General features: G+C 64.5%; 19 protein-coding genes. 11 read left to right on the plus strand and 8 right to left on the minus strand.

Going from position 1 to position 24403, the window contains the following annotated elements; all coding sequences use genetic code 11:
• Nucleotide 1 precedes the first annotated feature (1 nt).
• Together NDI89_RS05920 and NDI89_RS05925 are read left to right on the plus strand one after the other, a co-directional pair.
• A complete protein-coding gene (locus NDI89_RS05920) occupies nucleotides 2-967 on the plus strand; it encodes an alpha/beta fold hydrolase (RefSeq protein WP_277520592.1) in 966 nt (321 codons plus the stop codon).
• Between the two features lie 172 nt (nucleotides 968-1139).
• The gene (locus NDI89_RS05925; protein ID WP_277520593.1) at nucleotides 1140-1277 is read left to right on the plus strand and encodes a DUF7331 family protein; all 138 of its coding nucleotides are present in this window, start codon (nucleotides 1140-1142) and stop codon (nucleotides 1275-1277) included.
• Nucleotides 1278-1593: 316 nt separating this feature from the next.
• On the opposite strand, the gene NDI89_RS05930 is transcribed toward NDI89_RS05925, so the two are convergent.
• A complete protein-coding gene (locus tag NDI89_RS05930) occupies nucleotides 1594-7191 on the minus strand; it encodes a carboxypeptidase regulatory-like domain-containing protein (RefSeq protein WP_277520594.1) in 5598 nt (1865 codons plus the stop codon).
• A gap of 482 nt (nucleotides 7192-7673) precedes the next feature.
• Nucleotides 7674-8576 (minus strand): NmrA/HSCARG family protein, encoded by a 903-nt coding sequence (locus NDI89_RS05935; protein ID WP_277520595.1) that lies wholly within the window; start codon nucleotides 8574-8576, stop codon nucleotides 7674-7676.
• A gap of 285 nt (nucleotides 8577-8861) precedes the next feature.
• Here NDI89_RS05935 and NDI89_RS05940 point away from each other — a divergent pair, with 285 nt between their 5' ends.
• Entirely contained in the window at nucleotides 8862-9302 is a 441-nt protein-coding gene (locus tag NDI89_RS05940; protein WP_277520596.1) for a MaoC/PaaZ C-terminal domain-containing protein, read from the plus strand.
• Between the two features lie 102 nt (nucleotides 9303-9404).
• Here NDI89_RS05940 and NDI89_RS05945 read toward each other — a convergent pair whose 3' ends face one another.
• Together NDI89_RS05945 and NDI89_RS05950 are read right to left on the minus strand one after the other, a co-directional pair.
• Complete coding sequence (locus tag NDI89_RS05945; RefSeq protein ID WP_277520597.1) at nucleotides 9405-9902, minus strand: YciE/YciF ferroxidase family protein; 498 nt, start codon at nucleotides 9900-9902, stop codon at nucleotides 9405-9407.
• Between the two features lie 106 nt (nucleotides 9903-10008).
• On the minus strand, nucleotides 10009-10563 hold the full coding sequence (locus tag NDI89_RS05950; RefSeq protein ID WP_277520598.1) for a GMP synthase subunit A: 555 nt from the start codon (nucleotides 10561-10563) through the stop codon (nucleotides 10009-10011).
• 155 nt (nucleotides 10564-10718) lie between these two features.
• Here NDI89_RS05950 and NDI89_RS05955 point away from each other — a divergent pair, with 155 nt between their 5' ends.
• Entirely contained in the window at nucleotides 10719-10940 is a 222-nt protein-coding gene (locus tag NDI89_RS05955; RefSeq protein WP_277520599.1) for an FYVE zinc finger domain-containing protein, read from the plus strand.
• Between the two features lie 81 nt (nucleotides 10941-11021).
• Entirely contained in the window at nucleotides 11022-11159 is a 138-nt protein-coding gene (locus NDI89_RS05960; protein ID WP_226481661.1) for a hypothetical protein, read from the plus strand.
• A gap of 159 nt (nucleotides 11160-11318) precedes the next feature.
• On the opposite strand, the gene pan1 is transcribed toward NDI89_RS05960, so the two are convergent.
• A complete protein-coding gene (pan1, locus tag NDI89_RS05965) occupies nucleotides 11319-12536 on the minus strand; it encodes a proteasome-activating nucleotidase Pan1 (protein WP_277520600.1) in 1218 nt (405 codons plus the stop codon).
• A 331-nt stretch (nucleotides 12537-12867) separates the two neighbouring features.
• Between pan1 and NDI89_RS05970 the strand changes: the two genes are divergently transcribed.
• The 3 genes from NDI89_RS05970 to rad50 all read left to right on the plus strand — a co-directional run bounded on the left by NDI89_RS05970 (nucleotide 12868) and on the right by rad50 (nucleotide 17490).
• Nucleotides 12868-13137 (plus strand): MarR family transcriptional regulator, encoded by a 270-nt coding sequence (locus NDI89_RS05970; RefSeq protein WP_226005876.1) that lies wholly within the window; start codon nucleotides 12868-12870, stop codon nucleotides 13135-13137.
• 262 nt (nucleotides 13138-13399) lie between these two features.
• Nucleotides 13400-14809, plus strand: coding sequence for a DNA double-strand break repair protein Mre11 (gene mre11, locus NDI89_RS05975; RefSeq protein WP_277520601.1), 1410 nt, complete (start codon nucleotides 13400-13402; stop codon nucleotides 14807-14809).
• A complete protein-coding gene (gene rad50 / locus NDI89_RS05980) occupies nucleotides 14806-17490 on the plus strand; it encodes a DNA double-strand break repair ATPase Rad50 (protein ID WP_277520602.1) in 2685 nt (894 codons plus the stop codon). The genes mre11 and rad50 overlap by 4 nt, the downstream gene beginning before the upstream one ends.
• A 99-nt stretch (nucleotides 17491-17589) precedes the next feature.
• On the opposite strand, the gene NDI89_RS05985 is transcribed toward rad50, so the two are convergent.
• From NDI89_RS05985 to NDI89_RS05995, 3 genes are read right to left on the minus strand one after another with little or no spacing between them, the layout of a single operon-like run.
• Nucleotides 17590-18015 (minus strand): DUF7346 family protein, encoded by a 426-nt coding sequence (locus tag NDI89_RS05985; protein WP_277520603.1) that lies wholly within the window; start codon nucleotides 18013-18015, stop codon nucleotides 17590-17592.
• The gene (locus NDI89_RS05990; RefSeq protein WP_277520604.1) at nucleotides 18012-18527 is read right to left on the minus strand and encodes a DUF7322 domain-containing protein; all 516 of its coding nucleotides are present in this window, start codon (nucleotides 18525-18527) and stop codon (nucleotides 18012-18014) included. The genes NDI89_RS05985 and NDI89_RS05990 overlap by 4 nt, the downstream gene beginning before the upstream one ends.
• A gap of 47 nt (nucleotides 18528-18574) precedes the next feature.
• On the minus strand, nucleotides 18575-18760 hold the full coding sequence (locus NDI89_RS05995) for a DUF7331 family protein (RefSeq protein ID WP_277520605.1): 186 nt from the start codon (nucleotides 18758-18760) through the stop codon (nucleotides 18575-18577).
• Nucleotides 18761-18963: 203 nt separating this feature from the next.
• On the opposite strand from NDI89_RS05995, the gene NDI89_RS06000 reads away from it, so the two are divergent.
• The 3 genes from NDI89_RS06000 (at nucleotide 18964) to sufB (ending at nucleotide 24403) form a co-directional block, all read left to right on the plus strand.
• Entirely contained in the window at nucleotides 18964-21702 is a 2739-nt protein-coding gene (locus NDI89_RS06000; protein WP_277520606.1) for a DNA-directed DNA polymerase, read from the plus strand.
• Nucleotides 21703-22005: 303 nt separating this feature from the next.
• Nucleotides 22006-22914 (plus strand): ABC transporter ATP-binding protein, encoded by a 909-nt coding sequence (locus NDI89_RS06005; RefSeq protein ID WP_277520607.1) that lies wholly within the window; start codon nucleotides 22006-22008, stop codon nucleotides 22912-22914.
• Between the two features lie 58 nt (nucleotides 22915-22972).
• Entirely contained in the window at nucleotides 22973-24403 is a 1431-nt protein-coding gene (sufB, locus tag NDI89_RS06010) for a Fe-S cluster assembly protein SufB (protein ID WP_277520608.1), read from the plus strand.

The following is a 24403-nucleotide window of genomic DNA, read 5'->3' on the forward strand; positions in this document are numbered from 1 at the left end:
GATGGCCGAATCCTACCAGCCGGGCGACATCGAACCGATCAGCGGGTCGTACGTCCACGTCGAAGTAGAGGGGGTCGACCACCGAATCTATTTCGAGGAGAACGGCCCCGAAGACGGGATCCCCCTGCTCTGCCAGCACACCGCCGGCAACAACTGTCAGGAGTGGCGTCACCTCCTGACCGACGAGGAGATCACCGAGGAGTTCCGCGTCATCGCCCACGATCTGCCCTATCACGGGAAGTCGGTCCCCCCGACCACGCAGGAGTGGTGGACCGAGGATTACACGATGACGGCCGAGAAGTTCACCGAGACGCTCGTCAACCTCGCCGACGCCCTCGAGCTCGAGGACCCGATCTACATGGGCTCGAGCATGGGCGGGAACATCGCGCTCGAGCTGGCCGACTGGTATCCCGAGCGATTTCGGGCGCTGATCGGCCTCGAGTGCGGCGCGTACAGCCCCGGGTTCTACATCGACTGGCTCGACCACCCCGAAGTGAACACGACGGAGGTCAACGCGTACGCCTGTTGGGGGCTGATGGCACCGCAGAGTCCCGAACAGACGCGTCGCGAGACGATGTACCTCTACGAGCAGGGCGCGACGGGCGTCTTCAAGGGCGACCTCTACTACTACTCCGTCGACCACGACTACCGCGACAAACTGGATCAGGTCAACGCCGACGAGTGTCCCCTCTACATCGCTAACGGCGAGTACGACTACTTGACCACGCCCGAAGACGGCCGCCAAACCGCCGAGGGGATCGGCGAGGGTGCGACCGCGATCGAGTTCGCGGAGATCGGCCACTTCCCGATGAGCGAACACCCCGAGCTGTTCAACGCCTACATTCGGGAGGTCCTCGCGGCCGTGACCGGTGATCGGGAGGACGCGCTCCCGGACGTCCTCGAGCCCGACGACGTCGGTATCGAACTGCACCAGCGGGGGCCGGCGCGCGAGAAGACCGCCGAGTAACTGCCGCTCACGGGAATCCCCCGGTCCGATCGAATCGAGTCCCACGTCCGTTCCGTTCTGCCGCCGACTGCACCCCGGTGACCGCTGGGGACGACGTGTCGGTCGCACCGTCACCGTTGCACCAGACACAAAGCTTATATCATGTGTATCTAGTTCTCATCCAACACGCTCCATGTCAGAAACGACATCCGGACCCGACCGATACGTCGAGCAAGAGACGGACGACGGAACCGTTCGGATCTTCGATCCCGAGAACGACGCCGCCTGGATCGAATCCGATACGACGCTTTCGATCGTCTGGCAGACCTGACCGGAACGAGGCCGGATCCCGGCGATTCGTATTCGATCGTCGTCTCGGTCACTGACTCACCGCGAACGGAGTCTCGCGGGCGTCGAGGGTGGCCCTTTCCCGGACGTCGTCTCACCGCTACTCGCGAGCGGCGGCTACCGGTAACCGCGCACTCGGCGAGTCAGTTGCGCCACTGCGAAAAATAGGGTCGATTCGACCGGCAGTTCGACACCGATCGCGTCGGTGTGAACGATACGCGTTGTTCCGATGCGGTCCGCCGAAACGACCGTGACAGAGGGTGTGATCCCCCTCGAGCGTCAGCGTCGTTCGGTCCCGATCAGGACGAGGCGGGCACGGGCCCCTGATCGTCTATCGGAGTCGCGTCGGTCTCGAGTCCGGCCATGTCGCTGAAGCCGGTCAGCCCGTCCCAGACGATGGGGAACTCGTCGGAGTACTCGGGCGCGTCCGACGGCGGCTCCTCGACCTCGCCGTCTTCGGACGCCTCGATGCCGACGGTCGCGCCGTCGTATTCCGCGTCGAGCGGCTGGGTCTTCCACAGGAACACGCGTTCCTCGACGCCGGACGCTCTCGCATCGAACTCGAACGCTGCGTCCTCACCGGCACCGTCGACGGCCCGGAACTCGGCGCTGAAGGCGTCGACGGGCGTGTCGGTCTGTCCCGGCGGGACCCACGCTCGATCGACGACCAGAATGCCCGCGCTCTCGATGTCGACGACCTGCCAGCCGGGGCGGTCGATGCCCGTGAACTCGAGGGCGTCGGAATCGTAGCGCATGACGAGCGTGTACTGGCCGACCTCGATCTCCTCGTCCGTCGCGGACTCGATGTCCGTGTCGACGGTGACCGTCTCGCCGACTGCAACGTTCTCCTCGTCGACGTCCGCGTCGACGATGACGTCGGCGTCGGGTTCGGGTGCCGTTTCGGTGAGCGTCACGTCGACAGTCGTCGTCTCGTCGGCCTCGATCGCGACGTCCTCGCTGGCGTCCTCGTAGCCCTCGGCCGAGACGGTGAGCGTGTACTCGCCGGCCTCGAGCTCGAGGCTATAAGAGCCGTTCTCGTCGGTCGTCGTCTGCTGGTCACCGACGCTAACCGTCGCGTCGGCGATCGGCTCGCCGTCGGCGTCAGTGACGGTCCCGTCGAGCGTTCCGTCGGACGGCTCGGCGTCCAGCGTCACGTCGGCGGTCGTGGTTGCAGCGGCCTCGACCGTGACGGTCTCGCTGGCGTCCTCGTAGCCGTCAGCACTGACCGCGAGCGTGTACTCGCCGGGCTCGAGCTCGAGGCTGTAGGTGCCGTTCTCGTCGGTCGTCGTCTGCCGGTCACCGACGGTAACCGTCGCGTCAGCGATCGGTTCGCCGTCAGCGTCCGTAACGGTACCCTCGACCGTGCCTTGCGACACGTCGTCGAGCTGGTCGGCCGCGCCGTTCAGGTTCGGCTGGACGGTGAACTCGACGAGGTCGGCCGCGTTGTGCAGCGACTCGTTGGCGAGTGCGGCGTCGTCGGAGACGTCGCCGTACTCCTCTTCGATGCGTTCGCCCTCTTCCCGAGCCTCGTCGGGCGTGGTGACGTCGTCGGAGTCGACGATCGGGGAGACGATGTCCGGGGCTCGCGCGTTGATCACCGCGACGACCGTCTCGAAGACGGTCGTCTGCCGGTCGTCGGCGTCGGCGCGCAGGCGGTCGGCTTCGGCGGACGCCTCCTCGGCGTCGCTGGCTTCGACCTCCTCGACCGATTCGACGTCGTCGAACTCCTCGTCGATCTCCGACGTCTGATTGTCGACCTTCTCGTTGAAGTCCTCGAGTTCGTCGTTCGTCTCGGCGATCTCGTTTTCGTTGACGCGCTCGACGGCCTCCGAGATCGGATCGGATTCCTCGCTCTGGAGGGCGACGTCGAGCGTCGTGGTCGCGTCGACGTCGATCGTAACGTTCTGGCTGGCGTCCTCGTAGCCCTCGGCCGAGACGGTGACCGCGTAGTCACCGGCCTCGAGGTCGAGCTCGTAGGTGCCGTTGTCGTCGGTCGTGGTCTGCCGGTCACCGGCGGCGACGGTCGCGTTGGCGATCGCGTCGCCGTCCTCGTCAGTAACGGTGCCCTCGAGCGTACCCTCGGTGGGTTCGACGTCCAGCGTCACGTCGGCGGTCGTGGTCGCGTCGGCCTCGACCGTGACGTTCTGGCTGGCGTCCTCGTAGCCCTCGGCCGAGACGGCGAGCGTGTACTCACCGGGCTCGAGCTCGAGGGCGTAGGTACCGTTCTCGCCGGTCGTCACCGTCTCGTCACCGGCCGTGACGGTCGCGTCGGCGACCGGTTCACCGTCGGCGTCAGTGACGGTTCCTTCGACGGCTCCGGTTGCCTCTTCGAGGGTGACGTCAGCGGTCGTGGTCGTTTCGACCTCGATCGAGACGTTCTGACTGGCGTCCTCGTACCCCTCGGCGCTAACCGCGAGCGCGTACTCGCCGGCCTCGAGCTCGAGGCTGTAGGTGCCGTTGTCGTCGGTCGTCGTCTGCTGGTCACTGACAGCGACGGTCGCGTCGGCGATCGGCTCGCCTTCGGTATCACTGACCGTGCCTTCGAGCGTTCCGTCAGTCGGCACGGGCTCCAGCGTCACGTCGGCGGTCCTGGTCGCGTCGGCTTCGACCGAGACGGTCCGGCTGGCGTCTTCGTAGCCCTCGGCCGAGACGGCGAGCGTGTACTCACCGGGCTCGAGATCGAGGCTATAAGAGCCGTTCTCGTCGGTCGTCGTCTCCTGATCACCGACGGTGACGGTCGCATCGGCGATCGCGTCACCGTCCGTGTCGGTGACAGTACCTTCGAGAGTGCCATCGACCGCTTCCAGCGTCACGTCGGCGGTCGTGGTCGCGTCGGCATCGACCGTCACGTCTTCGCTGACAGTCTCGTAGCCATCGGCACTGACATCGAGCGTGTACTCACCTGGCTCGAGTTCGAGCGTGTAGGTACCGTTCTCGTCGGTCGTCACCGTTTCGTCACCGGCGGTGACGGTCGCGTCGGCGATCGGCTCGTCGTCGGCATCGGTAACGGTCCCTTCGACGGATCCGGTACGTTCCTCGAGAGTGACGTCGGCAGTCGTGGTCGATTCGACCTCGACCGTCACGTCTTCGCTGGCGTCTTCGTAGCCCTCAGCGCTGACCGCGAGGGTGTACTCGCCGGCCTCGAGCTCGAGGCTGTAGGTGCCGTTGTCATCGGTCGTCGTCTGCTGGTCACCGACGGTAACGGTCGCGCCGGCGATCGGCTCGCCGTCCGTGTCAGTAACGGTGCCCTCGAGGGTCCCGTCAGTCGGCACGGGCTCCAGCGTGACGTCGGCGGTCGCGGTTGCACCGGCCTCGACCGTTACGGTTTCACTCGCATCCACGTAGCCCTCGGCCGAGACGGCGAGCGTGTACTCGCCGGGCTCGAGCTCGAGGCTATAGGTGCCGTTCTCGTCGGTCGTCGTCTCCTGATCACCGACGGTGACGCTCGCGCCGGCGATCGGCTCGTCGTCGGCGTCGGTGACGGTCCCTTCGACGGATCCGGCACGTTCCTCGACCGTCACGTCAGCGGTCGTGGTCGTTTCGACCTCGACCGTGACGGTCCGGCTGGCGTCCTCGTAGCCATCGGCCGAGACGGCGAGCGAGTACTCGCCGGCCTCGAGTTCGAGGCTGTAGGTACCGTTCTCGTCGGTCGTCGTCTGCTGGTCGCCGACGGTTACCGTCGCGTCGGCGATCGGTTCGCCGTCCGTGTCGGTGACCGTTCCTTCGAGGGTGCCGTCAGTCGGCACGGGCTCCAGTGTCACGTCGGCGGTCGTGGTTGCACCGGCCTCGACCGCGACCTCTTCGCTCGCGTCCTGATAGCCCTCGGCGCTGATTTCGAGCGTGTATTCACCCGCCTCGAGATCGACGGCGTAGGTGCCGTCCTCGGCGGTCGTCACTGTTTCGTTGCCGACGGTGACGGTGGCTCCGGAGATCGGGTCACCGTCAGCATCGGTGACGGTCCCCTCGACCGTGCCGGTAGCCGGCTCCTCACTTCCGAGTGCATCGAGCTTGTCGGCACCGCCGTTCAGCGGCGGCCTGAGATCGTTTTCGATCAAGTCGGCCGCGTCTCGCAGCGATTCGGCCGCCTGCGTCGCGAGGCCGCCCTCCTCCTCGAGGCGGTCGGCGACTTCGCGTGCGTCAGCGGGCGACTGGATCTCCGAGCGGTTGACGTCGGCGACCCCGCCTTCGTTGATCACGGTCACGATCTTGTCGAAGATCGCCGTCTCTCGGGTATCGAGGTCGGTTCGGAGGCGATCGGCTTCGTCCTGAGCCTCCGGGACGCTCTGGGCTTCGACCGCGTCGACGGAACTGACGTTCTCGACGTCGACGCTGAGGAGAGACGCTTTCTCCTGCAGCTGACTGTTGAACGACGTGAGCGCATCGTTCGCGGCCGGGATTTCGTTGTTGTTGACGCTCTCGACGACTTCACCGACCTCGTCCGAGCCGCCGTCGTCCTCCTGCTGGAGGGTAACGTCGACTGTCGTCGTTGCGTCCGCCTCGACCGAGACGTTCTGACTGGCGTCCTGGTACCCCTCGGCCGAGACGGCGAGCGTGTATTCGCCGGGCTCGAACTCGAGCGTGTAGGTACCGCTCTCGTCAGTGGTCGTCTGCTGATCGCCGGCAGTAACGGTCGCACCGGCAACTGCAGCACCGCTTTCGTCAGTGACAGTGCCCTCGACCGTTCCGGTGGTCGGCTCTTCGCCCTCGAGTGCGTCGAGCTCGTCGGCACCGCCGTTCAGCGGCGGCCTGAGATCGTTTTCGATCAGGTCGGCCGCGTCACGAAGCGACTCGGCCGCCTGCGTCGCGAGGCCGCCTTCCTCCTCGAGACGGTCGGCGACTTCGCGTGCGTCAGCGGGCGACTGGATCTCCGAGCGGTTGACGTCGGCGACCCCGCCTTCGTTGATCACGGTCACGATCTTGTCGAAGATCGCCGTCTCTCGGGCGTCGAGATCGGTCCGGAGACGGTCAGCCTCGTCCTGAGCCTCCGGAACCGTCGTCGCTTCGACCGCGTCGACGGAGCTAACGTTCTCGACGTCGACGCTGAGGAGAGACGCTTTCTCCTGCAGCTGGCTGTTGAACGACGTGAGCCCATCGTTCGCGGCCGGGATCTCGTTGGTATTGACCTCGTCGACGACCTGACCGACCTCGTCCGAGCCGCCGTCATCCGCTTGCTGAAGGGTGACGTCGGTAGTCGCGGTTGCGTCGGCTTCGACCGAAACGTTCTGGCTGGCGTCCTGGTAGCCATCGGCCGAGACGGCGAGCGTGTACTCGCCCGGCTCGAGCTCGAGACCGTAGGAGCCGTTCTCGTCGGTCGTCGTCTCCTGATCGCCGGCGGTAACGGTCGCATTGGCGATCGGTTCGCCGTCAGCATCCGTGACGGTCCCCTCGACCGCACCGGTGGCCGGTTGGACCGAATCCAGCCGGTCGGCAGCGCCATTGAGGGGCGGCCTGAGATCGTTTTCGATCAAGTCGGCCGCGTCTCGCAGCGATTCGGCCGCCTGCGTCGCGAGGCCGCCTTCCTCCTCGAGGCGGTCGGCGATCTCGCGTGCGTCAGCGGGCGACTGGATTTCCGAGCGGTTGACGTCGGCGACCCCGCCTTCGTTGATCACGGTCACGATCTTGTCGAAGATCGCCGTCTCTCGGGTATCGAGGTCGGTTCGGAGGCGATCGGCCTCGCTCTGGGCCTCCGGAACCGTCGTGGCCTCGACCGCGTCGACGGAACTGACGTTCTCGACGTCGACGCTGAGGAGAGACGCTTTCTCCTGCAGCTGGCTGTTGAACGACGTGATCGCGTCGTTCGCGGTCGGAATCTCGTCGTTGTTGACGGTCTCGACGACCTGATTCAGATCGTCGTTCTGTGCGTCGATACGTTCCGTGGTCGGTTCCCCATCACTCATTCCTGCGACTCCGAACGGTGCAGCAACGAGTGACAGAACGACCAGGGCAGCGAGTGTCGTTGCCCGTATCTGTCTCGTTCTCATGACTCTCACAGCGTCTGGCATGTCAACAACAGCCCGAGAGTATTTTTTCCCGGATATGACTGTAACTTTTAAACATGTATATAACTGGGAGCCGCGTTGCTTCCGGGAAACACAGGTTCCGACGTCGTGGCTCTTCGCACGGGATGCAGCGAGACCGCGTCTCGTACGACCGATCCGACGCGTTCGCACTCGTCGCCAGCACGGGTCACGGATGTGGCTCGATGCCCCGATTTACGATCGATCGCGCGAAAATAGGGCCGAAAACAGTCGCCTAACGATCGGTGTTGCGTGCCAGTTGTCGTCTGAACTGCGCGTCACCGGCCGAGTGACGACCTGTCGACGCCGATAACGAGATCAGCATCCTCGGAGACCGACGATCGCCGCTACCTCTCGACGGACTACTGCATCGCCTTGACCCAGCCGGGCGTCGACGCCATTCCCTCCTTGTCTTCCCAGCCGTTTTCGCGGAGGTACTCGGGAAGCCGCGTGAACTCGAATCCGAATCGGTCCTCGAGTCCGCCGATGTCGGCGTCGTAGCCGACCTCGTTGAACCACTCGCACATGACGGTGAACTCCTCGCCGAAGGAGTCGTAGGCGTCCTCGATGGGGACGTGAACCGGGTCGACCTCTCGGCCAGTGACCGTCGAGAGCACCTCGGCGGTTTCAGTGAGAGTCAGTTCGTCCCCCGCGAGTTCGACGCGCTCGCCGACGAACTCGTCGGGGCGTTCGAACGCGACCGCCGCAGCGCGACCGACGTCGTCGACGTCGATCATCTGGAGGGAGACGCCTTCCTCGAGTGGCAGCGCGATCTGTCCGTCCTCGACGACGTCCTCGGCGAACGCCTCGAGGTTCTGGAAGAAGAACACGGGCTGGAGGACGGTCAGCGGCAGGTCGAGGTCCTGCGCGTGCCGGTCGATCTCCCAGGCCGAATCGAAATGAGGGATACCCGTGTCGCGCTCGTGGCTGCCGACGCCGCTCAGCACGAACTGATCGACGCCTTCGTCGGCGGCGACCTCGGCGACGTTCTTCCCCTGCTGAACCTGCGCGTCGTACCCCTGCGTCCAGAAGTTCGTGACGGCGAAGACCGCGTCGACGTCCGCGACGTGGGGTGCGAGCGACTCCTTGTCGTTCATATCGCCCTCGACCATCGTCACGCCCTGCTCGGTCAACTCCCGGGCGCGGTCGCCGGAGGCGTCACGGGTCAGTCCGTATACGTCGAAATCGGCGTCGGACTCGAGCAAGTGAGCGACGACCGCCCCGCCCTGGTTGCCGGTCGCACCGGTGACGAGCACGCTCGTCATATCAGTACACCTCCTCAGTACGCGGGTTGTCGGCGGTATGCGATACGATTGCTGTCGGAGCGACGGTGTCGATCGGGTTCATCACGTATCGGGAGACGAGCCGAACGCAAATATAGTATCTTGGACAGGAAGGATACCAGCTAACGTCGATGTCACCGTCAGGATTTGCGATACGATCGGAGGGCAGGACACTCGCACTGTCCACTCCCAGATAGGATGGCGAGAGCAGCGACGCGTTCGTACCCGGTGTGTGGAACTTTCCGGATAGCCCTCGAACGATCCCGTATGCGCTACTACGACGATATAGCGATCGGTGCGGAGGCGACCTTCGGGGAGCGAACGCTGACGGAGGACGAAATCGTGTCCTTCGCCGAAAAGTGGGATCCACAGCGGTTCCACGTCGATCCCGAGGCCGCAGCGGAGTCGGTCCACGGCGGTCTCATCGCCAGCGGCTTCCACACGGTCGCGGTCGCGATGCGCGTCTGGGTCGACGAATACCTGCGCGACGTCGCCAACATGGGCGCGCGGTACCTCTCCGAACTCGCCTGGCGCGAACCGGTTCGTCCCGGCGACACTCTCGTCATCAGCGGCGAAGTACTGGACAAAACGGCCCCCGAACACACCGACGGCCACGGCTACCTCGACTACGAACTCTCGGCCAGCGTCGACGGCGAGCCGGTGATGACGATGGTAACCGATCTCGTCGTCGAGCGCCGCAGCGACTGATCGCTCGAGGAACGACGAGCGCCGATTCGAGTAACGTCCGGACAGTACAGCGGCTAGCCACTGACAGACACGGTCTCGAAAAAACGGTAGCTGATCGTCGAGTCACTCCGATACTTCCAATTCGCCGTAATCGAACTGCTCGCCCATCTCCGAGAGGGCCTCGAGTTCGTCCTGTTCCTCCCGCAACGTCTCCTCGAGCGTGTCCGCGGCGTCGTCCATCCCGAGCTGGTCCGCCATCGGGATGAGGTTCCCGTAGACGGCGATCTCGTAGTGCTCGGACTTCTGTCCGGCGGCGATGTTGAACCGATCGAGGGCCTCGTCGCTCGGGTCCTTGTCCACGAACTCCTCGTGGGCCTCGATCATCCCCTCGACCACCGGGTCTTCCTCACCCTCCGGAGAGGCGTCGACGTGTTCGAACACCGTCTCGAGGCGGTCGATCTGATTCTTGGTTTCCTCGCGGTGCTCGGCGAACCCCGATTTGAGTTCCTCGCTCGTGGAGGTCCCCTCGAGTTCCTCGAGCGCGTCGACGAGGCGCTGTTCGGTGTAGTACGCGTGCTTCAGCCCGTCTACGAAGAGGTCTTCGGTCGAATCGATGGTCATAAGCGTTCGTCCGAGTGGACAGCACTGATTTGGATAAGGAGACGGCTTGCAGTTGAGATTACCGCGTTCGACCCCCACAGACCGGGAAATAGTCCTTGTATCGGAGCTAGTCGGATTCGCAAATCGTCAAGAAGTTCTCGAAGATCTCGTCGCCCTCCTCGGTGTGGGCGACCTCGGGGTGCCACTGGACGCCGTAGAGGTCCCGATCGGTGTCGCTCATCGCCTCGACGTCGCAGACGTCGCTTTTCGCGGTCAGTTCGAATCCGTCGGGTAGTTCTTTCACCTCGTCGGCGTGGCTCGCCCAGACGCGGGTGTCGGGATGGAGCGACCCGGTGAGGGGATCGTCGTCGTCGACGATGTCGACGGTGACATCGGCGTAGCCGCCGTACTCGCCGCCGCCGACGCGGCCGCCCAGTTCGTCGGCGATCAGTTGCATGCCGAGACAGATCCCCAGCACCGGCACGTCCGCCTGGAGATAGTCGGCCGAACGCCCGATCCGGTCCATGTCCGGGCCGCCCGAGAGGACGACGCCGTCGGCGTCGACCTCTTCCGGCGGTGTGTCGTTGTCGATCAGCTCCGTATCGACGCCGAGGTCGCGAAGCGCCCGGCGCTCGAGGTGGGTGAACTGTCCGTGATTGTCCACCACGACGATCTTCGTCATTGAGTGCTCGTAGCGGGTCACCCGGTAAAAGCGGTCCGAAAACCGATTTCGATTTCGGTGTCGACGACGGTCGGACCTGACGGCCGCGTATAACTACTGCACGGCTTCAGGTCCGAGCTTTTCACCCTCCGCTCCAAGCCGACCGTAGAACCAGTATGGGTCGCCCGAACGTGGACGCAGGCGATATGCGGTGGGGATGGACCTGCCCGCTGTGCGAGACGGACGTCTCGGTCTCGAGAGATCCCGGCTCCGGGACCTTCCGGTGGGAGTGCGACAACGGTGCGTGCGACGCGATCGGATTCGGCTTCAGCTCGCGGCGCAGGGCCCGACTCGCCCTCCGAGAGTATCGCGAACGGTATCGAAACATCTACCGCTAAGTGGGGCTCGAATCGGAGAAACAGCTATTCCAGAGACCGGGTTCCGGTACGTTTATGCGTTCGTCACCGGATGGCAAACACATGCCAGTCGATCTCAGCGAATTCGACCATCCCTCGTGGCTCACTGCGGCGGGAACGGGCATCGGGTACGCACTGATCCTCGCAGTGTTGACGCTGGCCATGTTCATCGTCCCGTGGCTCGTCTTCTCTGCACTGTAACGGACCGTACCGGTTTGAGAGTCGGTCGAGTCCGCGGTCTCGAGTAGCGAACCGTCGCCCGAGAGCGCGTTCGAATCGGACGGTCGCTGCCACAACCTATCTATCGCTGTCAGAACGGAAACCGAAGAGAAGGATCGACGTCGACCTCGAGCGACCGATTCAGGCGAAGGTCTTCGAGACCTCTTCGTCCTCGTCGGATTCGGCCTGGACTTTGTCCCAGGCGCTACGGAAGTCCTCCATCCGGATCTCGGTGCGGTCGTCGCGGATGGCGAACATGCCGGCCTCGGTACAGACGGCCTTGATGTCGGCACCCGACGCCTCCTCGGCGTCGACCGCCAGTTCGGCGAAGTCGACGTCGTCGGCGACGTTCATCCCGCGGGTGTGGATCTCGAAGATGATCTCGCGGCCCTCCGCGTTCGGCTTGGGCACCTCGATGAGGCGGTCGAACCGGCCGGGGCGGAGGATGGCGCGGTCGAGCATGTCGAAGCGGTTGGTGGCGGCGATGATGCGGATCTCGCCGCGCTCCTCGAAGCCGTCCATCTCCGAGAGGAGCTGCATCATGGTCCGCTGGACCTCGGCGTCGCCGGAGGTCTTGGACTCCGTTCGCTTGGCGGCGATGGCGTCGATCTCGTCGATGAAGATGACGGCGGGCTCGTGCTCGCGGGCGACGTCGAAGAGGTCGCGAACGAGCTTGGCACCCTCACCGATGAACTTGTGGACCAGCTCCGAGCCGGCCATCTTGATGAAGGTGGCGTCGGTCTGGTTGGCGACGGCCTTGGCGAGCATCGTCTTCCCGGTCCCCGGCGGCCCGTAGAGCAGGACGCCGCTCGGCGGGTCGATCCCGACGTCGTCGAACATCTCGGGCTTCTCGAGGGGCATCTCGACGGTCTCGCGGACCTCCTGCATCTGCTCTTCGAGTCCGCCGATGTCTTCGTAGCTGACGTCGGGACTCTCGGTGACTTCCATCACGCGAGCCCGGACGTCGGTCTCGTTCGAGAGGGGCTTGACGATGGACAGCGAGTTGTTGACCGCGACCCGGGCGTCGGGCTCGATGTCCTCGCGCATCTCGTCGGTGACTTCGGTCAGCGCCTCCTGATTGTTCCCGTGCTGTTTGATGATGACGCCCTCGTCCGTGACTTCCTGGACGGTGGCGACGAACAGCGGGGACTGCTTGAGCTTCTTGTTCTCGTGTGTGAGTCGCTCGAGTTTCTGCTGGTACTTGTTGTTCTCGGCGTTGGCGTCGAGGAGCTTGTCGCGCATCTCCTCGTTTTGCGCCTCGAGGATCTCCAGCCGTTCCTCGAGCGACTGGATCTTCTCCTGTTGGGACGCCTCGTCCTCGTCGTATGGGAGGTCGACGTCGTCCACGGTGTCGCTCATCACCCGTCCCTTGGGTGTTGGTTCTTAAGAGACTTCGGGTAGGTGCATCACTGTGACGTCCCGCGAATTCCCGACGAACACGACCGAGAGCCGGTTTCGAGGGCGTTCGGACGAGTCGCCGAACGGTGCTCGCTCGGCGCTGCAGTCTGCGACTGACTGCCGATCGATTCCGTCGGTCCCACGGAACGTCGTCGCCCGTCCCCTCACCTGTCGTCTCGAGTGAATGCTGACTCGAGGGGGGTACCGCTGGTTCTCCGGTCGGAAATATAACCAATAAGCATTAAACGGAATAGAAAATATTATCACGCTGTATTCGGAATGGTGGGGTAAGATGAGTGCTTCAGAGTCGATTCGACAGGAGACCGGCGACCGTGGATCGTGGGACGACGTTCGGGACCTGCCCCCGAGCGCGAAACTCGTCGCGAAGGTGCTCGAGTACAACGACACGATGACCCAGCAACAGATCGCCGACGAGACGCTCCTGCCCTCCCGAACGGTCCGGTACGCGCTGAACCGGCTCGACGAGCAGAACGTCATCGATTCCCGGTTCTCCTTCTCCGACGCCCGCAAGCGCCTGTACAGTCTCGATATCCAAACGTAACGAAGGCGACCGTTTTCGGCTACTCGATTCTCAGCGCGTCGATTTCGGTTCGAGAGACGCGAGCCAACGGCTGACCGGAGTACGCATACGAATTCTCGCGCGATGGAGACAGGGAAGTTCCGTCCCATCCCCATCGTGATCGACCCGTTCGGTCGCCGGCCGCCAGTACCGAGGAGTCCTCGTTTGCGGGGATCGTCACGACCAGTATACTTTCACCGTGGTCACGGAACCCCTTTAGGGCCGGCCGGTCTACGAGGGGCCAATGACGCGGGTGATTCATACGGGCGATACCCACATCGGGTACCAGCAGTACAACTCGCCCGACCGACGGCAGGACTTCCTCGAGGCGTTTCGTGCCGTCGTCGAGGACGCGGTCGCCGACGACGTCGACGCGGTGATCCACGCCGGCGACCTCTTCCACGACCGCCGGCCGGGACTGGTCGACCTGCAAGGGACCGTCGACATCCTCCGGACGCTTTCCGACGCCGACATACCCTTTCTCGCCGTCGTCGGCAATCACGAGTCGAAACGGGACGCCCAGTGGCTCGATCTCTTCGCGGATCTCGGGCTGGCGACGCGACTCGGTGCCGAGCCGATCCTCGTCGACGACACCGCGTTCTACGGACTCGACTTCGTTCCCCGCTCGCGCCGGGACGATCTCACCTACGACTTCGACGCGCTGCCGGACCGCGCTGACCACGCCACACTGGTCAGTCACGGCCTCTTCGAACCGTTCGCGCACGCCGACTGGGACACCGAAACCGTCCTCGAGGAGTCGACCGTCGACTTCGACGCCGTTCTGCTGGGCGACAACCACAAACCCGATACCGCGGAGGTACTCGAGACGTGGGTCACCTACTGCGGGTCGACCGAGCGTGCGAGCGCGAGCGAACGCGAGGACCGCGGATACAATCTCGTCGACTTCGAGGACGACGGAACGGTCGGCATCAGCCGCCGCGGCCTCTCCTCGACCCGCGAGTTCGTCTTCGTCGACGTCGAACTCACCGACGACGAGGGAATCGATCGGGTTCAAGAGCGAGTCCGTCAGCACGACCTCGAAGACGCGGTCGTCATCGTCACCATCGAGGGGGAGGGTCGGCCCATCGCCCCGGCGGCCATCGAGGAACTCGCGATCGACCGCGGTGCGCTCGTCGCCCGCGTCAACGACCGCCGAGACCTCCCGGATGCGGACGACGACGTCTCGGTGAGCTTCGCCAACCCGGACGACGCCGTCCGCGAACGGATACGCGAGATGGGGCTCAGCGACGCCGCGCTCGAGATCGACGAGACCGTTCGGAGCGACGAGACCGTCGACTCGAACGTCCGCGAATCCGTCGAACGGCGGGTCCGCGACCTCCTCGAGGACGACGAGTCGGCGTTCGAGCCCGCACCGGAGCGCGAACCCGGTGACGACGACGTGACGACGGTCGCCGACCACCTCGCCGACGAGTCCGCCGCCGCGACCGATACGGCCGATTCGGCCGACGCCGAATCAGCTGACGCCGAGCCGGAGGGTACGGAGGGAGACGCGGAAACGCCGGTCGCGGACCAGCAGGGAGCGACCGAGGCCGACGCCGCCGCGTCGACAACCGATGACGACGGGGTCGAAGACGCCGGCGAAGCCGATGAAACAGCCGACGCCGACACCGCCTCCCTGGGTGATTTCGCGTGAGAGTCGACCGCGTTCGCCTGCTGAACTTCAAGTGTTACGGCGACGCCGACCTCACGCTCGAGCGCGGCGTCACCGTCGTCCACGGCGTCAACGGCAGCGGGAAGTCGACGCTGCTCGAGGCGGTCTTCTTCGCGCTCTACGGTTCGAAAGCACTGGACGACCGCACGCTCGACGACGTCATCACGACCGGCGAGGAGGAGTGCGAGGTCGAACTGTGGTTCACCCACGACGGCCGCGAGTACCGCGCCGAGCGCCATCTCAAACTGCGCGGCGACCGCGCGACGACGACGACCTGCGTCCTCGAGACGCCGACGGCGACGATCGAGGGTGCCCGCGACGTTCGCCGCGAGGTGACCGAACTCCTGCGGATGGACGCCGAAGCGTTCGTCAACTGCGCGTACGTCCGGCAGGGCGAGGTCAACAAGCTCATCCATGCCTCGCCGAGCGATCGCCAGGACATGATCGACGACCTCCTCCAGCTCGGCGCGCTCGAGGAGTACCGGGAACGAGCCAGCGAAGCGCGCCTCGGCGTCAAGAACGTCCTCGACGGCCAGCGGGAGGTCCTCGAAAACGTCCGACGGAAGGTGCAAGAGAAAGAGGAGAAGGACCTCCACGAGCGGCTGAACGGTCTCGAGTCCCGCCGGAGCGATGTCACGGAGGAGATCGACCACTACGAGGCACAGCGCGAGCAGGCCCGGGAGACCCTGGAGGCCGCCGTGGACGTCCTCGAACGTCACGAGGAGACCCGCGAGGAGATCGCGGCGCTCGACGAGGAGATCGAGGATCTCCGCTCGAAGATCAGCGACACCGAGCGCAAGCGCGACGAGGCCGGCGACGAGATCAGCGAGATTCGAGACCGGCGCGAGGAACTCGCTGACGAGCGCGCCGATCTCCTCGAGACCGTCGATCTCGAGAGCGACGATCCCGACGAAGAAGCGGTTCGGGACCGTATCGCCGACCTCGAGGCCCGCGACGAGGAACTCCGGGACGAACTCGAGGACGTTCGCGTGACGATCACCGAGGGGACCAACGAGGTCGAGCGGCTCCGCGAGGAGGCCAACGACCTCGAGGGGGACGCCGAGGAGGCCCGTGCGGACGCCAACTCACTCGAGGAGCAGGTCGAGGCCGACGAGGAAGCGATCGCGGATCGCGAGGCGAAGCTCGACGACCTCGCGGACGACATCGAATCCGCGCGGGCGGCGTTCGACGACGCGCCGGTCGAGTTCGGCGCGGCCGACTCGCACCTCGAGGACCTCGAGACCGAGCGCGAGGAACTGGTGGCGGAGATAAACGACGTCACCGCCGACATCCGGACCGCCGAGAACGCGATCGACGAGGCCGAACGACTGCTCGAGGAGGGGAAGTGTCCCGAGTGCGGCCAGCCGGTCGAGGACTCACCGCACGTGGACGTCCTGAGCGACCGGCGGGAGGAATTCGCCGACCTCGAGACCGAGCGCGAGGAACTCGAGGACCAGCGCGACGAGATCGACGAACGGATCGATCGTGCCGAAGACCTGCGCGAAGCCGAGCGGCGGGTCGACCGCCTCGAGGAGAACCGGAACAACATCGAGCAGCTGCTCACCGAAAAGCGCGAGAGCCTCGCGGATCGGCGCGACCAGCGCGATCGGCTTCGCGACGACGCCGAGGAGTACGAGGCCGAGGCCGAAGCGAAACGGGCGGCAGCCGCGGACCGGGAAGACGAGGTCGCCGACGCGCGGGCGGATCTCGGTGAGATCAACGCCGAGCGAGGGGAGATCACGGAGACGCTCGAGACGCTCGAGCGCATCTCGGAGATCACCGACGAGCGGGCCGCCCTCGAGACCGAGATCGAAAACCTGCGCGAGCGGCGAGCTGACTGGGAGACGATGAACGACGAGCGCCGCGAGACGCTGTCCGAAAAGCGCGACCGCAAGCGCGACCTCGAGTCGGAGTTCGACGAGGACCGCGTCGAAACCGCCCGCGAGGACAGGGACAACGCCGAGCAGTACATCGAGAAGGTCGACGGGAAGCTCGATGAACTCGAGGACCGGCGCGACGAGATACAGAACGCGATCGGTGCCGCCGAGAACGAACTCGAGGAACTCGAGGAGCGACGCGAGGAACTCGAATCCGTCGAAGATCGCTGTGCCCAGCTCGAATCGCTCTACGAGGAAGCCGAGACGTTGCAGACGACGTACGGAGAGCTGCGGACCGAACTGCGCCAGCGCAACGTCGAGACCCTCGAACGGCTCCTCAACGAGACGTTCGATCTGGTCTACCAGAACGACTCCTACGCGGCGATCGACCTCGACGGCGACTACCGGCTGACCGTCTACCAGAAGGACGGCGAGGCCCTCGAGCCCGAGCAGCTGTCCGGCGGCGAGCGGGCGCTGTTCAACCTCAGCCTGCGGTGTGCGATCTACCGACTGCTCGCCGAGGGCGTCGAGGGGACCGCCCCGATGCCGCCGCTGATCCTCGACGAGCCGACGGTCTTCCTCGATTCGGGCCACGTCACGCAACTCGTCTCGCTGGTCGAATCGATGCGCGATCTGGGCGTCGAACAGATCATTGTCGTCAGCCACGACGAGGAACTCGTCGGCGCGGCCGACTCGCTCGTCCGCGTCGAGAAGGACGCGACGTCGAACCGCTCGCGACTCGAGCGCGGCGAGCCGCCGGAGACGGAGTTGCTCGCGTCGGATTAGCGCCGCTCGCCGCCGGACACTGTAGAGAGCAGTCGAACGCGGCCGGGCCGTATTAGCGGCGAAGTGGAACCGATCGATTTCGGTCTCTGCCCCTCTCGGTCAATCGCTTCGAACCGTCTCGAGGGCGTCCTCACACTCTTCGGTGATTCCATAGCCGCGTTCGCCCGCGACCTCGGTTTCCTCGAGCAGTCCGGCGGCCGAGAGGACCGTCAGCCGGCCGTGCAGGTCGCTCTCGCAGAAGTCGTAGCCGTCGAGCAAGCGGCGCACGCCGAGCGGACCCCGCTCGGAAAGTTCGACTAATAGCCCCAGCGTCTCCTCGTCGTGGACGTTCGTCAGCAGCGTCACGACCGGTTGACTGACGGTTCGTGCGGCAGTTTCGAGGGCGGATTCCTCCCCGATAGCCTCGAGGCGGTCGTTCTGGATGTAACACTCGTTACCGTTGTCGGGGTCGCGAACGAGACTCGCGCTGTCCGATCGTTTGAGAAGCAGGTATCGTTTGCCGGTGTCGTCCTCGACTGTTTTCATTGGTTGTCGTTCCGGGTCGGTGCCTGATCTTGGACGGCATCCCCCGAAGAAGTTGTGGCTGCGTCGTCCGGTGAAGCATCGGCCGATTCCGCGTTGGGTGCGTCGCCGTCCCCGTCGCCACTCTCGGTGTCGGTCCGGTCGTCCCGCTGAAACCGCCGATATCGGCGGGTGGCCAGACCGAACAGCAGGACGCCGGTGGCGACGAGAACGCCACCGCGAGCGATGCTGCCCTCGAAGACGACCAGTAGCAGACCGAGCGAGACGAGGAGGACGGCCGCATTGAGGACCAACACGAGCGCCCAGAACGTCTGAAGAACGTCGCCCGGAACGTCCGTCTCGGCAGTGGGAACGGTCGGCGGCTCGATCGCGTTCGCGAGATTCTGCAGGTCGTCGTCCTGCTCGTCGTTCTCGCCCCCTACCTGGGGAATGGTCAACCCGTCGCTCTCGGGATCGTAGAACTCCGCTTCCGGGTCCCACTCTTCGGGCTCGTTCTCGGTCCGGTCGAATACCACGTACGGGGAGATTGACGAGCGGGAGGAAAAACGTTCGCTTCGCGGGTTCAGGCGAGCTCCTCGAGGGACAGCGTTTGCGAGGTCTCCACCCAGGCGAGGGGATTCTCCGCGTCGTAAAAGACGACGCCGTCCTCGGTCTCGTAGGACTCGACCGTCGCGGTCCCCGCAGGTTCGCTACTCGGTTCGCTCCGATCCGTCGCGTCGTCGTTCACATGGGTAGACACATCGATCACCTGATCCTGTGCTATGTGTTACCACGTTATAGGTCTTGTTGCTCCCGCAAACGTCTGCTATCGGAGTGATACTCGTCGAACGGGATGTCCGTCCGACCGACGAACCAGGACGATCGATGGGGCCGCGCTCTCCAGCTGAGACGACGGTCCTCGCGGGCGGGGATTGCAGGGGTTTTTATCCGGCGACTGCGAATCTCGGATCCATGACTGAGGCGGGCCAGACCGGACTCGCGGAGTTCGGCGGCGATTCCGAGGAACGCGACGACCGGCCGGCGGAAGAGGCGGTCGCGATCGCCGGCAACGGCGGGGCCGAGGCCGCAGAGGTGATCGACGTCGTCGAGGAAACCCTCCCCCAACCCGAGGGCGAACTCGAGCTTGCCGTGATGCAGGTCGACTACACCATCGCAGGCTACGGTGACGAGGAACGGCCGATCATGCACGTCTTCGGGCGCACGACCGACGGCACGCTCGAGCACGTCCAGGTCGTCGGCTTCCAGCCGTACTTCTACGCCCCGACGGACACCCTCGAGCGTCCGCCCGAGGAGCAGTACGACCGGCTGACGGGCAGTCGGGAGTACGGCGAGGACGGCGAGCCCTACGAGAGCATTCGGGGCGAGAAGCTGACGAAGATCTTCGGCCAGACGCCGCGCGACGTCGGGCAGGTGCGCGACGACTTCGAGCACTACGAGGCCGACATCCTGTTCCCGAATCGGTTCCTGATCGACAAGGACATCCGCAGCGGTATCCGGGTCCCGGAGCGACGGGCCGACGACGATTCTCTGGTCGTCCCCCACACCGAAGTCGAGGCGACTGACGTCGACGCCGACCCGCGCGTCAACACCTTCGACATCGAGGTCGACGACCGTCAGGGGTTCCCGGAGGACGGCGAGGAACCGATCGTCTGTCTCACCAGCCACGATTCCTACCGCGACGAGTACATCATGTGGCTCTACGAGGCCCCCATCGGTGACGGCGATATCCCCACCGAAATCGACGACTACGACCCGATCGAGGGCGAGATCGAGCACGAAGTACGGAGCTTCGAGGAAGAGGAAGCGATGCTCGAGGCGTTCATCGAGTACATTGACGAGACCGACCCCGACATCCTCACGGGCTGGAACTTCGAGGACTTCGACGCGCCGTACTTCCTCGACCGCCTCGAGGAACTCGCCGGCCCGGACCACGAGTACGACCTCTCGATCGATCAGCTCTCTCGGGTCGACGAGGTCTGGCGCAGCAACTGGGGCGGCCCCGACATCAAGGGCCGGATCGTCTTCGACCTGCTCTACGCCTACCAGCGGACGGTGTTCTCCGAACTCGACTCCTACCGGCTCGACGCCGTCGGCGAGGCCGAACTGGGCGTCGGCAAGGAGCGCTACGCCGGCGACATCGGCGACCTCTGGGAGGGCGATCCGACCAGACTGCTCGAGTACAACCTCCGGGACGTCGAACTCTGCGTCGAGCTCGACCGCCAGCAGGAGATCATCGCGTTCTGGGACGAGGTGCGCTCGTTCGTCGGCTGCAAACTCGAGGACGCGCCGACGCCGGGCGACGCGGTCGACATGTACGTCCTCCACGAGGCCTACGGGCGGTTCGCGCTGCCGTCGAAGGGCCAGCAGGAGGCCGGCGAGGAGTACGAGGGCGGAGCGGTGTTCGAGCCGATCACGGGCGTCAAGGAGAACGTGACCGTGCTCGACCTGAAGTCGCTGTACCCGATGTGTATGGTGACGGTCAACGCCTCACCCGAGACGCGGGTCGATCCGGACGAATACGATGGCGAGACGTTCGTCGCGCCGACGCAACCCGAGCCGACCCACTTCCGAAAGGAACCGGACGGCGTCATGCGGGAGATGATCAACGAACTGCTCGCCGAGCGCGAGGAGAAGAAATCCCAGCGCAACGAGTACGAACCCGGCACCAGGGAATACGAGCAGTACGACCGCCAACAGGGCGCGGTGAAGGTCATCATGAACTCGCTGTACGGCGTCTCGGGGTGGGAGCAGTTCCGACTCTACGACAAGGACGCCGCCTCCGCGATTACCGCCACCGGCCGCGAAGTGATCGAGTTCACGGATACTGCCGCGGGCGAGCTGGATTACACCGTCGCATACGGAGACACGGACAGCGTCATGCTCGAGCTCGGCCCCGACGTGTCGAAGGAGGAAGCGATCGAGCAGTCATTCGAGATTGAGGAGTACATCAACGGCCGCTACGACGACTTCGCGCGCGACGATCTGAACGCCGAGGACCACCGGTTCCAGATCGAGTTCGAGAAGCTCTATCGACGGTTCTTCCAGGCCGGGAAGAAGAAACGCTACGCGGGCCACATCACGTGGAAGGAGGGCAAGGACGTCAACAACGTCGACATCGTCGGCTTCGAATACCAGCGCTCTGACATCGCGCCGATCACCAAGGAGGTCCAACACCGCGTCATCGAGATGATCGTCCGCGAGGGCGACGTCGAAGGCGCGAAGGAGTACGTCAACGGCGTCATCGAGGACGTGCTGGCGGGCGAGATCTCCCTCGAGGACATCGCGATTCCGGGCGGGATCGGCAAGCGACTGGACAACTACGACACCGACACGGCACAGGTCAGGGGCGCGAAGTACGCCAACCTGCTGCTCGGAACCAACTTCCAGCGCGGGAGCAAACCCAAGCGACTCTACCTCGACCGCGTCGACCCGTCGTTCTTCGAACGCCTCGAGGACGAAGAGGGGTTCGACGCCCGAACAGACCCCCTCTACGGCGCGTTCAAGCGCGACCCCGACGTCATCTGCTTCGAGTACGAGGATCAGATTCCCGAGGAGTTCGAGGTCGACTACGACAAGATGCTCGAGAAGACGCTGCAGGGCCCGATCGAGCGGATTCTCGAGGCACTGGACATCTCGTGGGACGAAGTAAAAAGCGGTCAGGAGCAGACTGGGCTGGACAGTTACATGTGAGTCGGTCGCGAGCGCACGCAGGTCTCGATTGATGTCCCCTCGTGTCGTCTCAGACACCGTTTCGAGATAGATATGTCGTACCGACCGTTTCTTCGCACCTTCGTATCGAACTCTAACGGCCGAAAACGACCGCTATACAGGATTCAATAGACCGTCACCGCCCGTCGCAGCGCAGCGAGTATATCGGGCTATCCAAACAGTGGTTTCCAAATACGAAAGTTATTTTTCTAATGCGAGACTGGATCCAATTGGATACGAAACCGTTATCAGTCATACGACCCACCGTTTAGACGACAGAATACTATGGCACGTCTCGAACTACGCAACCTGCATGCGGAAGTCGCGGAGGGCGACGAGAAGATTCTCGAGGGCGTCGATCTCGAAGTCCAGTCGGGCGAGATCCACGCCCTGATGGGGCCCAACGGCTCCGGGAAGTCGACGACGGCGAAGGTCATCGCCGGTCACCCCGCCTACGAAGTCACCGAGGGCGAGGTCCTGCTCCACCTCGAGGACGAGGAGTTCGGCGAGGACATCGAGATCGACGAGGACCAGCGCACCTGGAACCTCCTCGACCTCGAGCCCAACGAGCGCGCCGCGCTCGGCATCTTCCTGGGCTTCCAGTACCCGGCGGAGATCGAGGGCGTCACGATGACGAACTTCCTCCGAACGGCGCTCAACGCCAAGATCGAGGAGCGCGAGGAGCTCTTCGAGGACGAGGAAGGCGAAGAGGCCGAGGAGGAAGACGAAGGCTTCGAGAACTCGCCGATGGAAGGCCCCGCCGACGACGGCGAGGTCGGCGTCGCCGAGTTCCAGGGGATCCTCCAGGAGAAGATGGAACAGCTGGAGATGGACGAGAAGTTCGCCCAGCGCTACCTCAACGCCGGCTTCTCCGGCGGGGAGAAGAAACAGAACGAAGTGCTGCAGGCCGCCATCCTCGAGCCCTCGATCGCCGTCCTCGACGAGATCGACTCGGGGCTCGACATCGACCGACTGCAGGACGTCTCGAACGGGATCAACGCGCTGCGCGACGAGCAGGGCACCGGGATCCTCCAGATCACCCACTACCAGCGCATCCTCGATTACGTCGAGCCCGATCACGTCCACGTGATGCTCGACGGCCAGATCGCCAAGAGCGGCGGTCCGGAGCTCGCCGAGAAGCTCGAGGACAAGGGGTACGACTGGGTCCGCGACGAAGTCTACGGCACCGCGTAACCGAATCCGACTAGAACAACCGTAATAACGCTACAGCCGTAAACACAACTACATCAATATGAGTTCCGATCAAGATCACCTGAAAGAGACAGACACCGAGGCCCGGTTCGAGTTCAAGAAGGAAGAGAACGCCGCGGTCCGATCCGGCAAAGGCCTGACCGAGGAGGTCATCCGCATGATCTCCGAGGACAAGGACGAGCCCGACTGGATGCTCGAGCGACGCCTCCGCGCGCTCGAGCAGTACCACAACATGCCGATGCCGTCCGACTGGCCCGGCATGCCCGATCTCTCCGAGCTCGACGTCGAAGAGATCATTCCCTACATCCGACCGGACGTCGACAAGCGCGAAGGCGTCGACGACTGGACGGAGCTGCCCGACGAGATCAAGGACACGTTCGACAAGCTGGGCATTCCGGAAGCCGAGAAGAACGCCCTCTCGGGCGTCGGCGCCCAGTACGAGTCCGAGGTCGTCTACCAGAACATGCAAGAGCAGTGGGAGGAGAAGGGCGTCATCTTCTGTAACATGGATGAGGCCGTCCGCGAGCATCCCGAGCTCGTCAAAGAGCACTTCATGACGACCTGCGTGCCGCCGAGCGACAACAAGTTCGCCGCGCTGCACGGGGCCGTCTGGTCCGGCGGGTCGTTCGTCTACGTCCCGGAGGACGTCACCGTCGAGATGCCGGTCCAGGCGTACTTCCGAATGAACTCGGAGGGGATGGGCCAGTTCGAGCACACGCTCATCATCGCCGAGGAAGGCTCCGAGGTTCACTACATCGAGGGCTGTTCCGCACCCAAGTACGGGACCCACAACCTCCACTCGGGCGGCGTCGAGGTCTTCGTCGGCGAAGACGCTCACGTTCAGTACTCGACCGTCCAGAACTGGTCGAAGAACACGTTCAACCTGAACACCAAGCGCGCCATCTGCGAGGAGAACGGCACGATGGAGTGGGTCTCGGGCAGCATGGGCTCGAAAGTGACCATGCTCTACCCGTGTACGATCCTCAAGGGTCGCGGCTCGACCGACACCCACATCACCATCGCCCTGGCGGGCGAAGGCCAGGACATCGACACCGGCGCGAAGGTCTACCACAACGCGCCCGAGACGAGTTCGACCATCGAATCCAAGTCGATCTCCAAGGACGGCGGCCGCACCAACTACCGCGGCCTCGTCCACATCGCCGACGGTGCGGAAAACGCGAGCACCGCCGTCGAGTGTGACGCCCTGATGTTCGACAACGAGTCCACCTCGGACACCATGCCGTACATGGAGATCGAGGAGTCGAAGGTCGACGTCGCTCACGAGGCGACCGTCGGCAAGATCGGCGACGAGGACATCTTCTACCTCCAGTCGCGCGGACTGGACGACGACGACGCCAAGAAGATGATCGTCGCCGGCTTCATCGAGCCCATCACGGAGGAACTGCCGATCGAGTACGCGGTCGAACTCAACCGTCTCATCGAACTCGAGATGGAGGGGAGCCTCGGATAA

Source organism: Natrinema salsiterrestre (assembly GCF_029502005.1).
GTDB lineage: Archaea > Halobacteriota > Halobacteria > Halobacteriales > Natrialbaceae > Natrinema > Natrinema salsiterrestre.